This is a genomic window from Pseudoalteromonas sp. XMcav11-Q (assembly GCF_040104525.1).
GTDB lineage: Bacteria > Pseudomonadota > Gammaproteobacteria > Enterobacterales > Alteromonadaceae > Pseudoalteromonas.
Genome location: NZ_JBECOX010000003.1, coordinates 215,915 through 233,692 on the forward strand (window position 1 = coordinate 215,915; position 17,778 = coordinate 233,692).

Annotated in this window: 13 protein-coding genes; 1 reads left to right on the plus strand and 12 read right to left on the minus strand. The window is 45.6% G+C overall.

Going from position 1 to position 17,778, the window contains the following annotated elements; translation table 11 throughout:
- Nucleotides 1–7 precede the first annotated feature (7 nt).
- From murG to mraZ, 10 genes are read right to left on the minus strand one after another with little or no spacing between them, the layout of a single operon-like run.
- Nucleotides 8–1,075, minus strand: coding sequence for an undecaprenyldiphospho-muramoylpentapeptide beta-N-acetylglucosaminyltransferase (gene murG, locus ABMY45_RS06555; RefSeq protein ID WP_349288615.1), 1,068 nt, complete (start codon nucleotides 1,073–1,075; stop codon nucleotides 8–10).
- Nucleotides 1,072–2,247 (minus strand): cell division protein FtsW, encoded by a 1,176-nt coding sequence (gene ftsW, locus ABMY45_RS06560; protein WP_010368646.1) that lies wholly within the window; start codon nucleotides 2,245–2,247, stop codon nucleotides 1,072–1,074. The genes murG and ftsW overlap by 4 nt, the downstream gene beginning before the upstream one ends.
- Nucleotides 2,244–3,566 (minus strand): UDP-N-acetylmuramoyl-L-alanine--D-glutamate ligase, encoded by a 1,323-nt coding sequence (murD, locus tag ABMY45_RS06565; RefSeq protein ID WP_349288616.1) that lies wholly within the window; start codon nucleotides 3,564–3,566, stop codon nucleotides 2,244–2,246. Before murD ends, ftsW begins: the two co-directional genes overlap by 4 nt.
- Nucleotides 3,566–4,648, minus strand: coding sequence for a phospho-N-acetylmuramoyl-pentapeptide-transferase (mraY, locus tag ABMY45_RS06570; RefSeq protein ID WP_010368649.1), 1,083 nt, complete (start codon nucleotides 4,646–4,648; stop codon nucleotides 3,566–3,568). Before mraY ends, murD begins: the two co-directional genes overlap by 1 nt.
- Nucleotides 4,642–6,036, minus strand: coding sequence for a UDP-N-acetylmuramoyl-tripeptide--D-alanyl-D-alanine ligase (gene murF / locus ABMY45_RS06575; RefSeq protein ID WP_349288617.1), 1,395 nt, complete (start codon nucleotides 6,034–6,036; stop codon nucleotides 4,642–4,644). The genes mraY and murF overlap by 7 nt, the downstream gene beginning before the upstream one ends.
- Nucleotides 6,033–7,496 (minus strand): UDP-N-acetylmuramoyl-L-alanyl-D-glutamate--2,6-diaminopimelate ligase, encoded by a 1,464-nt coding sequence (gene murE / locus ABMY45_RS06580; RefSeq protein ID WP_349288618.1) that lies wholly within the window; start codon nucleotides 7,494–7,496, stop codon nucleotides 6,033–6,035. The genes murF and murE overlap by 4 nt, the downstream gene beginning before the upstream one ends.
- Nucleotides 7,489–9,303 (minus strand): peptidoglycan glycosyltransferase FtsI, encoded by a 1,815-nt coding sequence (locus ABMY45_RS06585; RefSeq protein WP_017217169.1) that lies wholly within the window; start codon nucleotides 9,301–9,303, stop codon nucleotides 7,489–7,491. Before ABMY45_RS06585 ends, murE begins: the two co-directional genes overlap by 8 nt.
- Complete coding sequence (gene ftsL / locus ABMY45_RS06590) at nucleotides 9,300–9,623, minus strand: cell division protein FtsL (RefSeq protein WP_010368658.1); 324 nt, start codon at nucleotides 9,621–9,623, stop codon at nucleotides 9,300–9,302. The genes ABMY45_RS06585 and ftsL overlap by 4 nt, the downstream gene beginning before the upstream one ends.
- Nucleotides 9,623–10,555 (minus strand): 16S rRNA (cytosine(1402)-N(4))-methyltransferase RsmH, encoded by a 933-nt coding sequence (rsmH, locus tag ABMY45_RS06595; RefSeq protein ID WP_039494187.1) that lies wholly within the window; start codon nucleotides 10,553–10,555, stop codon nucleotides 9,623–9,625. The genes ftsL and rsmH overlap by 1 nt, the downstream gene beginning before the upstream one ends.
- Nucleotides 10,556–10,569: 14 nt before the next feature.
- Nucleotides 10,570–11,028, minus strand: coding sequence for a division/cell wall cluster transcriptional repressor MraZ (gene mraZ, locus ABMY45_RS06600; RefSeq protein ID WP_010368661.1), 459 nt, complete (start codon nucleotides 11,026–11,028; stop codon nucleotides 10,570–10,572).
- Between the two features lie 429 nt (nucleotides 11,029–11,457).
- On the opposite strand from mraZ, the gene ABMY45_RS06605 reads away from it, so the two are divergent.
- A complete protein-coding gene (locus tag ABMY45_RS06605) occupies nucleotides 11,458–14,451 on the plus strand; it encodes an EAL domain-containing protein (protein ID WP_349288619.1) in 2,994 nt (997 codons plus the stop codon).
- Nucleotides 14,452–14,481: 30 nt separating this feature from the next.
- Here ABMY45_RS06605 and ABMY45_RS06610 read toward each other — a convergent pair whose 3' ends face one another.
- Nucleotides 14,482–16,146, minus strand: coding sequence for an alkaline phosphatase (locus tag ABMY45_RS06610; protein WP_193522304.1), 1,665 nt, complete (start codon nucleotides 16,144–16,146; stop codon nucleotides 14,482–14,484).
- Nucleotides 16,147–16,321: 175 nt separating this feature from the next.
- A complete protein-coding gene (locus tag ABMY45_RS06615) occupies nucleotides 16,322–17,536 on the minus strand; it encodes a cation:proton antiporter (RefSeq protein WP_193522305.1) in 1,215 nt (404 codons plus the stop codon).
- Nucleotides 17,537–17,778: the final 242 nt, after the last annotated feature.

The following is a 17,778-nucleotide window of genomic DNA, read 5'->3' on the forward strand; positions in this document are numbered from 1 at the left end:
TAATATCCTAGTTCGATAATTCTGTACAAATTTGGGCAACTTTCGCTGTTGCCTCCGACTTACCGCATTGTCTCGCTTTTGCTGCCATGGTCGCAATTTTTTGCGGCTCAATAACAAGTGGCTGCAGTGTAGTTGCTAGCGTTTCTGGCGTCAGTGCAGTTTGCTGCAATATAAAAGCCGCCCCAGCAGACACTAAAAATTGCGCGTTAGCCGTCTGGTGATCGTCAACGGCATGTGGGAAAGGCACAAAAATCGCCGTTTTCCCAGCTGCGGCTATCTCACTCACGGTAAGCGCACCGGCACGGCAAATAACCAAGTCAGCCCAAGCGTATGCGGCATCCATATCATGAATGAACTCGCTGACCTCAGCATTAATGCCTGCACTTTCATATCGTTGTTGTGTATCGTCTTGGTTATGTTTACCGCTTTGATGGCGAATATTTAATCCGATACTGGCCACCTGTAGCTTTAGTAACTTGAGTCCTTCTGGCACGGTTTCATTCAGTGCTTTTGCTCCCAATGAACCACCGACAATTAATAGATTTAACGGCACTGAAACGGGTTTATCGCTAATCTCAGCAACACTTGCACGTACCGGATTCCCCACAACCTGAGCGAGCTTTTCATTGAATGCGCCGGGAAAACCCGCTAATACGCGACTTGCAATTTTCGCCAGCAACTTATTGCTCATACCCGCAACCGCATTTTGCTCATGGATCACCAAAGGGATCCCAAGCAGTTTCGCAGCAACACCTACAGGGCCAGTTACATAACCGCCCATGGCTAACACCACATCAGGTTTGCGCTGTTGTAAAATACGCTTTGCTGCAAGTATCGCTTTTAAAACCATAAATGGTGCGGTTAGTAATCGTTTGACCCCGTTACCACGGACGCCTTTCATGGCAATAAAATCAATTTCAAAACCGTAACGCGGCACCACATCGGCTTCCATTCGGTCCGCAGTGCCAACCCAGCTCACTTGCCAAGCCTGCGCCTGTAAAAATTGTGCCACTGCAATACCTGGAAAAATATGTCCACCTGTACCGCCCGCGACCACTAGAAGACGTTTTGTCATCGCCTACCTCCACGGGATGTTGCCTGCCTTGTCGACATTTTTGTCTCAAAATCTATACGTTGTAGAATGCCTGCCGCAATTGTCATCACCCAAAGGCTAGAGCCACCGTAAGAAACAAATGGCAGTGTTAAACCTTTAGTGGGTAAAATGCCAGCGCTCGCACCAATATTAACGACTGCCTGAAAGGCAAACCAAATACCAATGCCCAAGGCAAAATACCCTTCGTATTCTTTACCTGCTTTAAGGGCCTTTTGCCCGATAAAAAGCGCTCGAGTAACCAATACGCCGAGTACAATAATAATGCTAAATACCCCAATAAAGCCCAGTTCTTCCGCTATTACAGCAAAAATAAAGTCATTATGTGCTTCCGGCAAATACTGTAGCTTTTGTATGCTATTACCCAAGCCTTGACCAAACCAGCCACCTTGGCCGTATGCCATTAGGGATTGTACCAATTGATAACCGGCGCCAAATGGATCTTCCCAAGGGTTTAAAAAGCCCACGACACGCTTCATACGATATGGCTCAATGATGATAAGCAGTACCACCAAAGAGACACCGGTAAGCATTAAGGTAAAAAACTGCCAAAGCCTTGCACCGGCTAAAAACAACAGGCCAACGGTCGTCACAAACATGACTACCACAGTACCTAAATCTGGTTGCATCAAAATTAAGAACGCATACACCGCAAACACAATCATTGGCTTGGCGAAGCCTTTGATGTTTTCTTGTACTTCATCGCGTTTACGTACCAAGTAGCCGGCAATATAGCTGAAGAAAAATAGCTTAGATGCCTCTGCTACTTGCAAACCAAAAGGACCAAGCGGGATCCAGCGTCTTGCACCATTTACTTCGCGACCAATAATGAGTACCGCCACTAACAGTACCAAGCCAAAAAGCAGCAAATATGGATTACTGCGTTTCCACCAAGTCATTGGCACACTTGTCGCGAACCAAAAGAGAATAAACGAGCCCACTAAAAAGATAACGTGGCGAATGGTAAAGTGAAAAGGGTTATCAAATAGTCGCTCGGCAACCGGCATAGAAGCACTTGTCACCATCACAAATCCCACTCCAATAAGCATGAGCATGCAGTACATCAAAGGTACGTCAAATAAGCTCTCGGACTGGCGAGGCGTTAGCGCCTCTTTGATATCAGCGACGTTAATCAAGCATGTTCCCCCACTAAACGGACGAACTCATCCCCACGCGCCATATAGTTTGGATACATGTCTATGCTGGCACAGGCTGGTGCTAATAGCACAATATCACCATTGGTCGCTATCGTTTTTGCCGCCAACACGGCTTCTTCCAGATTGTTGACTTGATGGCTATTGCGCAGCAGTGGCATAAACTGTGCACCGTCTTGCCCGAAACAAAATAGCGCTTTGCAATGCGTAGTGAGTGACGTCTTGAGTGGAGAAAGATCTGCCCCTTTCGCATCACCACCCACGATCAAAATAATATTTTTGCGACCTGAAGCTAAAGAATCAATAGCAGCGACCGTCGAGCCAACATTCGTTGCCTTCGAATCGTTGAAGTAGCGAACCCCAGCAACATCGGCAACCAACTGACAACGATGAGGTAACCCCGTGAAACTCGCAAACGCGCTGGCAAATGCCTGCATAGACAATTGCATCGGCGCTAATAATGCTAATACCGCCAAGGCGTTAAATTGATTATGTCGCCCCACCATCGCCAACGTTTTTACCGCTAGAAGTGGTGTTTGTTTGTGTGCGAAATACGCCTCACCGTCAAAGGTCATTAAGTGATAATCCCCCTCAGTGAGAGATACACTGCTGCCTTGCCCATGCTGCGCAAAGGTATAATGATCTTCAGCATTAAAGACAATATGTTCAACATGCTGGTAAATACGTTGCTTCGCTTCAATATAAGCTTGAAAATCAGGATAGCGATCCATGTGATCTTCAGTAATATTGAGGATCATTGCCGACAAACAAGCCAAGCTATGAGTAGTTTCAAGCTGAAAACTAGACAGCTCAAGTACATAAACATCATGCGGCTGCTCTAACAACGACAGCACAGACGTGCCAATATTGCCGCCAAGCCCAACTTTTAAGCCTGCGGCTTTCAATACTTCTGTCGCGAGCGTAACAACGGTGGACTTACCGTTCGAGCCCGTAACGGCAATCACCGGACGGGTATTAAGGCGTGCAAATAGCTCAATATCGCCGATGACTTCAACGCCTTCGGCAATGGCAGCGGCAACGCTTTGTTCAAATAACGGGATCCCTGGGCTGATGATAATCAGATCCGTTTGCGCCAAAGCGGCATCAGCAAGATTGCCAAATACCGCTTCACATTCAGGTGCGTTGTGACTTAGCCAGTCCGAGCCCGGAGGCACTGGACGACTATCAACCACTTTTGGATTAATACCGTGCGACAGCAGAAAACGCACAATCCCCTGTCCTGTGACTCCAAGTCCCAGTACCGTGACATGCTTTTTCTGTAATTGCTCAATATACGTCATTATCTAATCTTCAACGTCGCAAGACCGGCCAAAACCAAGATAATCGAGATGATCCAAAAACGGACTATCACGCGCGGCTCAGGCCATCCTTTTAATTCGTAATGATGGTGAATGGGGGCCATTCTAAAGATCCGCTGACCTCTGAGTTTGTAAGACCCTACCTGTAAAATCACGGATAATGCCTCCATCACAAATACACCGCCCATAATGATCAGCACTAACTCTTGGCGTACTAAAATAGCGATGATCCCGAGTGCACCACCCAACGCCAATGAACCCACATCGCCCATAAAAACTTGTGCCGGATAGGTGTTAAACCATAGGAAACCAAGGCCTGCACCAACAATCGCCGTACATACCACAACCAGTTCACTCGTGAGTGGTAAATGAGGAATATGCAGGTAGCTTGAGAAATTCGCGTTACCAGTAACGTAAGCAATAATAGCGAGAGCTGAGGCAACCAAAATGGTCGGAACAATGGCAAGACCATCCAAACCATCAGTCAGGTTAACTGCGTTTGACGTACCCACAATCACAAAGTAACTCATGACCAAATAGAACAAACCAAGTTGTGGTAATACATCTTTCAAAAATGGCACGACTAGCGTGGTTTCCGCAGCGCTGGTAGACGTAAAGTACAAAAATGCCGCCGTAGATATCGCAATGACCGACTGCCAAAAGTATTTCCAACGTGCAATTAGGCCTTTACTGTCTTTTCTGATCACCTTGCGGTAATCATCCACAAACCCAACAATACCTAAGCTGCCAATGACAAATAACGTCACCCATACATATTTGTTGCTAAGGTCGCCCCACAGTAGCGTACTGGTAAAGATCGCAGCAAGAATTAACAGTCCACCCATAGTTGGGGTACCCGACTTAGACAAGTGCGATTCAGGGCCATCATCACGTACGGTCTGACCAATCTGCATGCGCTGTAATGCAGCGATGAGTTTAGGGCCAAAATACAACGAAATCATTAAGGCCGTTAAAATGCCTAAAATCGCCCTCAGGGTAAGGTAAGAAAATACGTTAAACCCAGAATAATATTGGGTAAGATACTCGGCTAGCCAAACTAACATGATACTTCTCCTGTCTCGCTATCCGACTGGCCAGCGTTTACTAATTCTTCAACGAGCAGTTCCATCCGCGCACTACGTGATCCTTTAACGATAACGGTGCATTGTCCTGATTGCTCGGCCAATACAACCCGTAACGCCTTCATTAAATTCTCGCGAGTCGAGAAATGACGATTTGGCTTTTCAAATACATTGCTTGCGCTACTACTCAGCACCCCCAATGAAAACAATTCATCAATGCCTTGCTGCTTAGCATACTCGCCGACTTCACGGTGATATTCGCGAGCATCTTCACCCAGTTCTGCCATATCGCCCAACGCCAATACTTTATAGCCAGACATAGACGCCAGTAAATCAATCGCCGCGTTGACAGATTTCACGTTTGCATTGTAGGTGTCATCGACGACACGCAACGTGTCCGAGACTTGGATCATGTTGACACGGCCCTTTACTTCAGCCATTTTTCCAAGACCCGTTGCCACCTCACTTAAGCTTGCGCCAAGCTCGGTTGTCAATGCAGCCGCAATCAACGCATTGCCAACGTTGTGCTGGCCACTAAGCGGTAAACTAATGGTGGTGCGCTCTTCTCCCAGGCATAGCGTGAAGGTAGGGCGAGCTAGCTCATCCAACTCAATTGCTTCCACCCAAATATCAAGCTGAGCATTTAAGCTATAACGTTTCACTTTAGAAACAGCTAAGTTTTCCTGCCACATCTGAGCATAATCGCTATCCGCATTGATGACTGCGACACCGTCAGCTTTTAGGCCTGAGAAAATCTCACCTTTCGCTTTTCCTACGCCATCAATTGAACCAAACCCTTCGATGTGGGCTGGTGCGACGTTACATACTGTCGCCACGTCTGGACTTACTAATGCAGTGGTATAAGCAATTTCACCCAAGTGGTTAGCGCCGAGTTCTATCACCGCATATTCATCATCTTCACTTAAGCGCAATAGCGTCAACGGTACCCCGATGTCGTTATTAAAATTACCTTTCGTCGCAAGGACTTTGCCTTTTTGCGCCAAAATCGCCGCACACATTTCTTTCACTGTGGTTTTACCGACACTGCCGGTAATTGCAATGGTTTTAGGGGCGACAGTTTCAATCACTGCTCGGCCAATTTGGCCTAAAGCAATGCGCGTATCTGTAACAACAAACTGTGGTAAATCGATATCTTCATCGTGCTCAGAAACAATAGCTGCGATAGCACCATGTGCTTTGGCCACACCCAAGAAACGGTGGCCGTCAAAGTTAGGCCCTTTAAGTGCTAGAAATACCTCTCCAGACTGTATTGTTCTGGTATCAGTATTAATATTGGCGACTGCCAAATTCTCCCCGTCGTAAGGGGTTTTTAAGACTGCTGCAAGCCAAGAAAAATCCATCTTGATCATGCCTTTTCCCCTCGTAAAATCGCTGCAACGCATTGCCTATCACAAAAATCAATGCGCTCAGTACCTATAATTTGATAATCCTCGTGCCCTTTCCCCGCAATCAGCACCACGCTGTTTTCATCAGCTAGGTCTATCGCGTGTTGAATGGCTAGCCCTCTATCTGGCTGGCAGACAGCATACTCAGGGTGGATGAGTCCTGCCTTAACGTCGTCAATGATTAAATTGGGATCTTCGCTTCGTGGATTATCACTGGTGATCACCAGTTTATCTGCATATTTCTCTGCAGCTCGCGCCATTTCAGGACGCTTACCTTTATCTCTATCACCACCGCAACCAAACACACAGATAAGATTGCCCGGAACATGTGCTCGCAAGGCTTGTAGTGCAAGTGCCAAAGCGTCTGGGGTATGGGCATAATCAACAATACACGTAGGCTTTTCAGGGGCACTAAATGGCTGCATGCGGCCTGCAACTGGCGCGAGCTGGCTGCAAGCTTCGCTTAATGCTTCAAGACTTGCGCCTTGCAATAGTAAAGTCGCAATCGCAGCAGCTAAATTATAAAGATTAAACTCACCATACAGTGGCACACTGACTTCACATTCACCCCAGCTGGTTTTTAATGTCGCCGTCAAACCATTTGGGTGTGCCGACACGGCATCAAAGAATACATATTGTTGGTAGCTATTTTTTTCACTCCAGCGACCGTAAACAACCACTGTATCGTCATTAAACTCAGCGGCCCAACTTGCACCCACTTCATCGTCAATATTGATGACTTTGTGATTTGGCGCACAGCGAGTGAATAGCAGTTTCTTAGCTTCTGCATAGCTTTGCATATCACCGTGATAATCTAAGTGATCGCGCGTCAAGTTGGTGAAAACAGCCACATCAAAGTCGCATTCGTCAACTCGACCTTGCACCAAGCCATGGGAAGAGACCTCCATCGCGACTTGATCATACTGTTGCTGTAAAAACGCCAAAATACGTTGTAAATCTACGTTTGACGGCGTGGTGTTTGCCAGCGGAATAAGACTGTCTGGTTGACCATAACCAAGCGTACCTATCACAGCCCCTGCACTACCGGTTAGGCTAGCTAAATTGGCAATCATTGCTGTCGTGGTAGATTTACCATTGGTGCCAGTAACGCCTGTGAGTTTGAGCTTTTTACTCGGGTATGCATAAAACTGCGCTGCAATTGCCGCCAACTTATCGGCAAGATTATCGATAAAAATCGCTTGCTCTGGGGCAATATTAAGCTCGCTTCCCGTTTCTGCAAGCACACATTTAGCGCCTTGCGCAACGGCACTAGCGGCATATTTAGCACCATCTTGGGCATGGCCTTGCAGTGCAACAAAACAATCACCCGGCTCAATCGCTCGACTATCTATGCGTAGGTGCTCAACCTCAACAGCGACAATATTGACACCATAATCACTGAGTACCTGAGCCAGATCACGCATCGTTATCTGCTCCCGAAATATAAGCTACACGCTCTTTATCAGGTGCTACGTTTAGAATTCTCAGTGCATTAGACATAATTTCAGCAAAAGCAGGCCCTGCGGTTTGACCGCCATAGTAAACATCTCCCGCCGGTTCATTAACCATCACCACAACCGCAAGCCTTGGGTCACTTACCGGTGCAACGCCCGCAAAGTAACCAACGTACTCATCACCATAACCACCCGCCACGGCTTTTTCTGAAGTACCTGTTTTACCAGCGGCACGGTATCCATCAACTTTTACGTTGTGGGCTGTACCACCACGTTCAAATACTGACTCCATCATCTCTACCACGGCATGTGTATCTTGCTCGCTAAAAATACGCTTACCTTCAGGAATTTCATCTTGCTTCACAATAGTGAGTGGTCGCAAGATACCACCGGCTCCAAACATGGCGTAAAGTCTCGCCATTTGTGCGGTACTTACTGATACCGCATAACCATAGGATAGTGTTGCGATTTCAAAGTTAGACCAACGGCGGTTTGGATAAAACAAACCTGCGCTTTCACCAATCATGTTTGAGCCCGTTGGCTCACCAAAGCCCACTTCTTGGTATAAATTGATAAAGTATTCCTTTGGTAACATTTGCGAGATCTTCGCAACCCCCATGTTACTGGAGATTTTAAGGATCTCTCTTAAGCTCAGCTCACCATTGTTGCGAGTGTCTTTCACCAAGCCACCGCTTAAGTTCATCCAGCCCGGATAAGTATCTATCGTGTCTGTTGCCTTAACTGCACCATAATTTAAACCAGCCAATACCGCTAAAGGCTTTAAGGTTGAACCGGGTTCAAATAGGTCAGTCATAGCACGATTACGACGTTTATAAGGTGCAGCAGTACTTAGGTCGTTAGGATTAAAGCTTGGGCTATTCACCAAAGCTAAAATCTCGCCAGTGTGTACATCAACAACTATCGCCGAACCAGAGGTAGCTTTATAGCTCAGTACCGCCGACTTTAACGCGCGGTAGGCAATGGCTTGGATCCGTAAATCAATACTCAGGTAAACATCTTCTGGCTCGACACGCTGTTCTTCTGAAAGTACTTGTACTTCACGACCTTGCGCATCTTTTCGAATGGTGCGTTTACCAGCCGTACCGGTTAATGCAGAGTCGAACATACGCTCGACGCCTTCGATACCTTTGCCATCAATATCGGTTACGCCAATCATGTGCGCCGTTACTTCGCCGCTTGGGTAAAAACGTTTGGACTCGTCAAGCAAGTGCACGCCCGGCAGGCGCATTTGACGAATATAGTTGGCAACAACCGCCGTCACTTGACGCTTCAAATAGACAAAACGACGGCTTGGGTCTCCCCTAAGCCGTTCATCGACATTTTCTGGTTTAAGTCTGAGCACATCTGCAAGCTCTTTCCACCTGAGCTCATCATCGTACCAAGCTTGTTTCCGTATTTTCAGCTCAGCATCGTTTTGCTCTAACGCTTTATAATCTTCACCTTCTTTACGGGCTTTACGTAACACTTTTTTGGCAAGTGCCTTATCAATGGCAAGGGGATCTGCATAAACGCTCACAACCGGCACACTCACTGCCAGCTCTTTGCCATTACGGTCGAAGATCATGCCTCGTTGGACATTGAGTTTCTCAACCCGTACGGTGCGCTTATCGTTTTCTTCAATGGCCTTATCAGGCTCAATTACTTGCAAAAATGCAGCGCGTGCAACCAGCGTCATAAAAACGGTGAGCATTACGCCGCAAACTAGAGCAAAGCGCCAGGTGATAATAGATTGAGTTTTTTGCTTTTGTTTATTCATGGCAGCACAATCACCTGTTCATCTTTACTGGTTGGGCGTTTCATCTCTAACTGCATCTTGGCTATCTCTTCAATCCTTGCATGCTGGGAGTAAAACTCTTCTTCCACAACGAGATATCGCCATTGTAGGTCTAGCTCATCGCGCTGTTGCAATAACTCATCCTGCTGTATCAGTTGCTGGCGAGTTAAATGGGTAATTTGCACTACGGCGAGTGCAGAAATCAAAATCGTAAGTAGCAAGAATGCAGTCAACTTATTCGCAATGATGTAATAGCCTATTTCTACAAATAGATTCGGTTGACGTTGCTTACTTGCATTCATTAGAGCTTCTCCGCCACTCTTAATACTGAGCTTCGCGAGCGTGGATTTTGTGCAATCTCTGCATCGCTAGGCTTAATGGCTTTACCCACTGCCTTTAAGGTGAGATTTTGTTTAAGTTGTTCATCCGTTAAAGGCAGACCTCTGGGTATCGCCTCTCCCTTACTCTGCTTCTTGATAAACTGCTTTACAATGCGATCTTCTAGAGAATGAAACGAGATCACCACTAACCGACCACCAGGTTTTAACACCTCAAGCGACGCTTGCAATGCAGTCTGAATTTCTTCTAACTCACTGTTAATATAAATACGAATAGCTTGGAAAGTACGTGTTGCAGGATGCTTGTGTTTATCTTTGACAGGCACAGCTTCATCAATCAGTTGTGCTAATTGCGCTGTCGTAGTAATCGCGGTGTGCTCGCGCACTTCAATGACTTTACGAGCAATACGAGTAGCAAACTTTTCTTCGCCATACTTTTTGATCACGAATACCATTTCTTCAAGTTCAGCTTCAGCTAGCCACTGTGCAGCGCTGCGACCTGAGTCGGGATCCATACGCATATCCAGTGGCCCGTCTTTCATAAAGCTAAAGCCACGGTCTGCATCATCAAGCTGAGGTGAAGACACACCAATGTCCAACAAGATGCCATCAACCTGACCTAAGATACCGGCTTGTTCCGCGACAGATTTAATTTGCGAGAAGCGGCTTCGCGCTATAGAGAAACGTGTATCATCAGCAAACTTTTCAGCCGCTTTAATCGCTTGAGGGTCTTGATCTATGGCTTGTAAACGCCCAGTCGACAACCTTTTGAGGATTTCACCTGAATGCCCACCACGACCAAACGTCCCATCGATATATATACCTTCAGGGTTAATTGCTAGGGCATCTAGGGTTTCGGTCATTAATACCGAAATATGCTTAAACTCTTCGCTCATTAATTTGTTTACCCCTACAAGGAAAAGTTTTCCAGTTCAGGGCTTTCCTCAAAGTTTCCTGAGTGTTCAATTTCGGTATCTGCCTGCATTTGCTGATACCAGCGTTCTTCGTCCCAAATTTCAAATTTATTGAGTAACCCAACTAGCATGATCTTTTTGCCTAATTGCGCATGGGATCGCAATGAAGGCGCCAGTAAAATTCGGCCATTTTTGTCTAGTTGGTATTCTGTAGCATGACCTAGCAACATCCGCTGCCAACGTCTCACTCTGGGATTGGTATTAGAGATGCGACTTAGTTTGGTCTCAATTTCTAGCCATTCGGAGAGTGGGTAGAGCCACAAGCACGGTTCGTTGATCGCAATAGTACAAATAACAGTTCCCTGATCTTCGGACAGCAGCGGTTGACGGTACTTAGTCGGTACCGCAAAACGCCCTTTGTCATCCAAAGCTAGCGAACTTGCACCTCGAAACATGCGTGATCCTATTTCTAAGTTGGTTGATCCAGTTTGATCCACTAAAACCCACTTTTTACCACAGAAGAACAGTCTAGGGCTTGACAAGCACTTTTGTCAAGCTCAGTCGGTACCTTTAACGCCTTTGAAAGCCAGAAAAATCGCGGGATTTGTGGAAGATCATGAATTTTGTGGAAAAAAGTGGAGAGATGAAAAAATGCCATATTTTTTGGCCGGATAATCACGTCATACTTTCAAATTAGAAATTAAAAATTCCATTTGTTAACCCTTGTTTAAGGATGCTTTTGCAGCTGAATTATTTATGCAAATTAGCTTGGTTGTCCCTACTCGATTCGGTATCATTCGCGCTCTCTGATCAGCTCCATAGGTGGGATTATTCTGAAATCTTCAATACAGTTTCGATTTTATCGCTTACTCGTTCTACTGTGCTTGCCATGTCTGATCATTATTTTATTTCTATTATGTGAGCAACGTCAGCAGGCATTAACACAACAGTCACAACAGGCGCTGCATTACGCCAAACAAGTTGCGGCGATCCAGCAGGTAGAGCTCGCAGATACAGAACAAGTCTTACAGCAACTGTCGACCCGTATTGATCATCTTACCGTAGAGCACGGCAAATGCCCGCCGCTGCTTTATCACGCGATGCTGCTCAGCCCCAACCTAGCTAACCTTGGCATAGTTGACGCACAAGGGAACGTACTTTGTACTACGCATCAAGCAGATCAACGCGAGATCAATATCGCCGATCGTGGTTACTTTAAAACCGCAATGCGCACTGCCCAGTTTAGTATTGGTGAGTATCAAATTGACCGCAGCATGCAGCGTGCAACAGTCAACTTCGCGCTACCAATTTACGATGATAAACAGCAATTTTTATTTATGCTTGTCGCGGTCAAAGGCTTAACGCATTGGAGCCAGACCCTTGCAAAACTGCCTCTTCCTGTTGGTACTCGGGTAATGATTGCCGACGCTAAAGCGCAAATCATTGCGCAATATCCAGCAGCAAATGCAGAACTTGGCCGTGCTGTTAGCAGTTCTTGGCCAAGCAATTTAGGCACACAGGCGACGCTACTAAACACCCCAGAAGGCAATCGCTTGGTGTATGTAAAGCAATCACTCAATAACAGCAACCGAGCGTTACAAATCTACTTTAGTTTCGATTTTGAGTCCCAGTTGAGCAGCATAGATAAGCGTTTTGCACTCTTTCTAGGAATATTTTTGGCGCTTGTGTCTATTTTGTTTTGGCAAACACATTGGCAATTAAAGCAACAACTTTTAAAACCGCTTGGCGCACTCAAGCATGCTATTGCACAACTTGAATCGGGCAAGCAAGATCGCCGTTTTAACGCAACCAAAGTGCCCAGTGAATTTGAGCATATCGCCGAGCGTTTTGCTCATATGGCGCAAACACGCTTAGCCGCTGAAGACAATGCAAATCATAGACTTGCCGTTGTAAAAGCCCTGATTAATGCACTCCCCGATAGCTATGTGCGCTTAGATCAACAGGCTCAGATCTTATCTCGTTATGGCGATTACACAGACAAAGCACAAACGCTTAGGGAATTGCTCCCAGAACATATCTATAAACGGATCCGCGCAGAGCTTGCGCTGTTGAATGACAAAACCTATGTGCAACTTGAGTTTTCACCAACCAGTAATCAAGTGGTTGAATGTCGCCTATGTGCCATTGAGTCACATCCACAGGCGTTGTTGATTTTCCGTGATATTAGCCAACGTAAGCATCAAGAAGAAGCACTAAACCTTGCAGCATTGGTGTACAACAATAGCAGCGAATGTATGATCATCACGGATGCCAATGGCTTTATCTTGGACGTCAACCTTGCCTTTACGCGTGTAACTGGTTACTCACGCTCAGAGGTGCTGGGTAAGTCCACTGCCATGTTAGGATCGGGTCAACATGACCGTAGCTTTTACGAATTGATGTGGCAGCAGCTCAACGAACACGGCCGTTGGCAAGGTGAGATTGTCAACCGTAAGAAAAATGGCGAGCTTTACACCGAATGGCTGACTATTGATAGCGTTTACGATAGCAACCGTGAGATCTACCGCCGCGTCGCGATCTTCACCGATATAACCGAAGTAAAGCGTAAAGATGCGCTGATCTGGAAACAAGCACATTTTGACGAATTAACCGATCTTCATAATCGTGTGGGACTTAAAAAACACTTAAAAAAACAGGTTGCCAGCGGACAACAACAAACCGCCGTGTTATTACTCGATCTCGACAATTTTAAAGATATTAACGACACATTAGGCCATTATTACGGCGACTTACTCTTGAAGTTAGTCGCACAACGTTTAAAGAGTATGGCTCCGCATGCGTTTTTATCCCGCATTGGAGGTGATGAGTTTGTCTTTGTGTTGGAGGATGACGAACATAAAGCAAAGTGCAAAGCACTAGCAGCTCAGATCCAGTCCGCATTCAAACAGCCTTTTGAGATCCAAGATGAACAATGCCATATCACCGCAAGTATGGGGATTGCCACCGCACCAACAGATGGTAATGGTGCAGAAGCCCTATTAAAGGCTGCCGATCAAGCAATGTATCGAGCAAAGCAGCAAGGTCGTAACGGCTATGTGATTTTTGATGACGCTTTACGCAAAGTCGCAGAATCTAGAATGCACATGCTCAAAGGTATTCGTACTGCACTGCATAACAATCAATTTGAAATGCACTACCAGCCTATCGTATCACTTGACGATAATCGCGTCGCCAAAGCCGAGGCCTTGATCCGCTGGCGACACCCAGAGCAAGGCATGGTGAGTCCAGCCGAGTTTATTCCATTAGCCGAAGAAACCCAGCTCATTCATCATATTGGTGATTTAGCATTTTCGCAGTCTGTTGATACATTGACACAACTACAGCACTTAGGCCATACAACACAAATTAGCATCAATGTGTCACCGGTCCAATTTGCTGCTAAAAATTGTACTTTAGCAAGTTGGAGTGACAAACTCACGACGCTTGAGATCCCCCCTGAGCACGTGGTTTTAGAAGTCACAGAGGGAATGATGATGCACAATGATAGCCGCACAAAACAGCGGGTTGAACGCTTAAAGCAGCAAGGTTTTCAATTTGCGTTAGATGACTTTGGCACGGGTTACTCGTCACTTGCGTATCTAAAACAATTAGATTGTCACTTTGTGAAAATTGATAAACGCTTCGTCGATGGCATTGCAACCAATGCAGACGATTTAACCCTATGTGAAACCATTATTTTGATGGCTCACCGCCTAGGCTTAAAAGTCATCGCTGAAGGCGTTGAGACCGCGACTCAGCATCAGCTGTTAAAACAGGCTGGATGTGATTTTGGTCAGGGTTATTACTATTCAAAGCCGCTACCACAACGCGAGTTTCTGACCTTAATGACAGAAAAAAGCCACATTGCTGTGGCTTAACTGAAGTTACTTAAAATCTAGGTGCTTGGCTTATTCAGTTAAACCAAGCGCAGTCATCATTTTGTTTGCAACGTCCACATGGTGCTGCATGGTTGAGAACTGCTTAGTTACGCCCGCAGGACCGAAAGTATAAACCGGTACTGGCGCAGCCGTATGCGTACCAGTACCCCACACTACGCTTTGCTCTGAGGCAATCGCGCGAGCGATTTTTCCAGTGTAATCTTCTTTAGCGTATACATAGAAGTCACCGAAGTCCTCAAACGCAGGGATCATCGTTGCATCTTTGTCGTCATAAACACTTTGACCAACCTTCTCTGCATTATCTAGCGTCACCGTGTAAGCCGTCATATCTTCAATGGTCGCTTTCCAAGTTGGGCCCGATACATTTTCATAGGCTTCATCAGGCGCAGCTTCAGCAAGAATATCGAAGAAGGTGCCTGTTTGCGCGTAGAGCTTGTCTAGTTGCGCAAGTGGGCCAAAGTTAAACTTAGGATGATATTCTTTAGCAACACCATTTACATACATACCATCGCCAGATAGCGTTTGTGCTTCAGGACGCTCATGCTTTGAATAACTAAAGCCAAAACTACCCGTTTCATGGTCTGCAGTCACAACGACCAGTGTATCGTTACGGTCTTTTACCCATTCATGAACAGCTTCAACGGCTTCATCAAATTTAAGCAGCTCATTTAGCATCCAACCTGCATCGTTTGCATGACCCGCCCAGTCAATTTGACCACCTTCAATCATCAAGAAAAAGCCATCTTCATCTTTAGACAAGATATCAAGCGCTTTCACCGTCATTTCTTTTAATGAAGGCTGAGTACAGCTGTTGCTCTGTTGACAAGCTTTGTAAGCAATTGCGTCACTCATACCAGAGTTTGCGAATAGACCTAGTACTTTTTCGCCTTCAAAACTGCTTAATTGTGCTTTATCAAAAGCAAGGCCATAACCATGTTGCTCTTTTGCTTCAACAACTAGGTTAGTTTCATCTCCACGCTTTGAGCTTTTATATACGCTACTAGGCATGCCAAGTGCGTCAAGTTGTGCTTTTACTTCAGCATTGTCAGGCGTGCTCTTTGGTACAAATACGCGAGCACCACCAGATAACATCACATCAACGCTGCCAGAGCGAACTAATTGCTCAGCGATTTCAGCTTCGTATGAACGATGCGGCATATGGGCAGCAAATGCTGCTGGCGTGGCGTGCGTAATACGCGTATCTGAAACAAGACCCGTCGCTTTACCCGCGGCTTTGGCTTTTTCTAAGATAGTCGCTACTTTATTGCCATCGGCATCAAGGCCTATCATTTCTGAGCCTGCAGCAAGGCCGGTTGCTAATTGAGTTGCCGAACAAGCAGAGTCAGTCACTAGACTGCCAGTTGCGCCATGTGGTGCGTTCATGGAAAGACCTAAGTGGCCACCCGCAGCAAGTTTAGAAAGCGCAGTTTGATTGCCTTTGTTTTTATAAGTTGAGTTTGGCGCGCGCTGAGCATACTCTTCAAGTAAGCCAACTTGCTGTGGTCCCATACCGTCACCGATCATAAGGATCACATTTTTTACTTGTGTCACTTCTTGCACTGGTACTTCTTTGATGACTTCAACTTCTTTGATCACCTCAACGGTTTTTGTATCGTCATCACACGCGGTAAGTAGAATTGCAGAGATAGCAACTGTAAGTAACTTTTTATTCATTGTACTGTTCCTGAAACGTAATATTTGTCTGTAAGGCGGGCACAGTCTAGGCGCGTTACATGACTTTTTTATTTCAGCAAAGTGACAAAAAATATTTTATTTCACAATAAGTTACAATATAACAGTACAATTCAGATACGAAATCATACGCTATACCAATTGTTATTTAGAGTAATCACTCTCGACCAGAAGCACTGGTAAATAATTTAGAAATGGGTCGACTAGATAATCCAAACACAAAAATGCTCAACAGCACCGTTGCCATTGCCACTTGAGTAATTTGCAAACCATTTGGCAATTCTTCGCTGAGTAGCATTAAGGTTAGCACCACCGAAGCCAATCCCTTGGGGCCAAACCAAGCTAACGTAAAGCGCTCTTTGGTTGTCAGTTCACCACCTAACAAGCAGAGGAATACCGGGATCAATCTAAACATGGCAGTTGCTAACACTGCGTACACCCAAACCTGCCATTGGGTAACATTTAACAGCACTACACTTGCCGACAAACCAAATACTATCCAGATCATAAAAGCCGCAAATTCGGCGAGGTGCTCACCTTCTTCGATAAGTTGATCTTTAAACTCATCACGATAATATTTATCAAACAGCAAACCGCTGACAAATGCAGCGATAAAACCGCTGCCATGCAAAGCTTGGGTTACCGAAAAAACTAAAAAAGCGATGCCAACAAAGAGAAAAGGGCTGGTTTTAGACGCAAAGTAATGATGTTGATAGGCGCGTTTAAGTAACCAAATGATCACTCCAGTCAGTAACCCAGCGACAACGAGTGCAATCCCCACTTCGCGTATAAAAATCCAAGCAAATGATTCGGTCGTCGCTTGCATTCGCTCAGCTAATACGCCCAGTAAAAACAGAAATACCGGAATACATAGGCCATCATTCAAGCCACTTTCCACATTAATTGCCTCACGTAATCTGGTGGGCACAGACTTATCCTGAATGAAGGTTTTGCATAAAGTGGCATCGGTTGGGGTGATGATCACCGCAATTAAAAAGCAAGCCAACCAAGATAACTGGAACAGCTCATGGGCCACCCACGCGCCAAATACCATGGTTAATGGCAGCCCGAGTAATAATTTAACCGGTAACTGGAAGCTGTGAGATAACACCCGTAATCGCGTTTTTGCAGCATCGGAAAATAAATAAATCGCAAGCGTCAGCTCAATAATCGGCAACCAAGTTTGTAGGCCATTAATATCTACCGCTAAAGCTTGTTGCCCTCCTTCAATATTACCAAGCACAAAGCCTATCGCCCCGCCCGTTAGCACAAACCACATAGGTGCGGTGAGCTCCGCCCTATCTAGTTGTCGAGCTGTAATGCTATAAATAAAAAGAGAAAGTCCAATCGCCGCAATCAAAGCATAAATCACGTTGCCATTCCTTTATTGAAAACCTGTCGCTGATAACGCGAGTATGACAAATCTTATTCAGTTAAGCCAAACATCTAACAACATCCTCCTATCTCCTTTAAAGCGAATCAAACAACAAAGAGCAGTAGGCGCTAGTTAATTTTTCACCTTTGTGTCATCGGAATGTAAAAAACCGTCATTACTCTATCTGCAATAAACTGGACTAGACCAGAAATTCAACCCAAACTTTTGAGAAAAGAGCA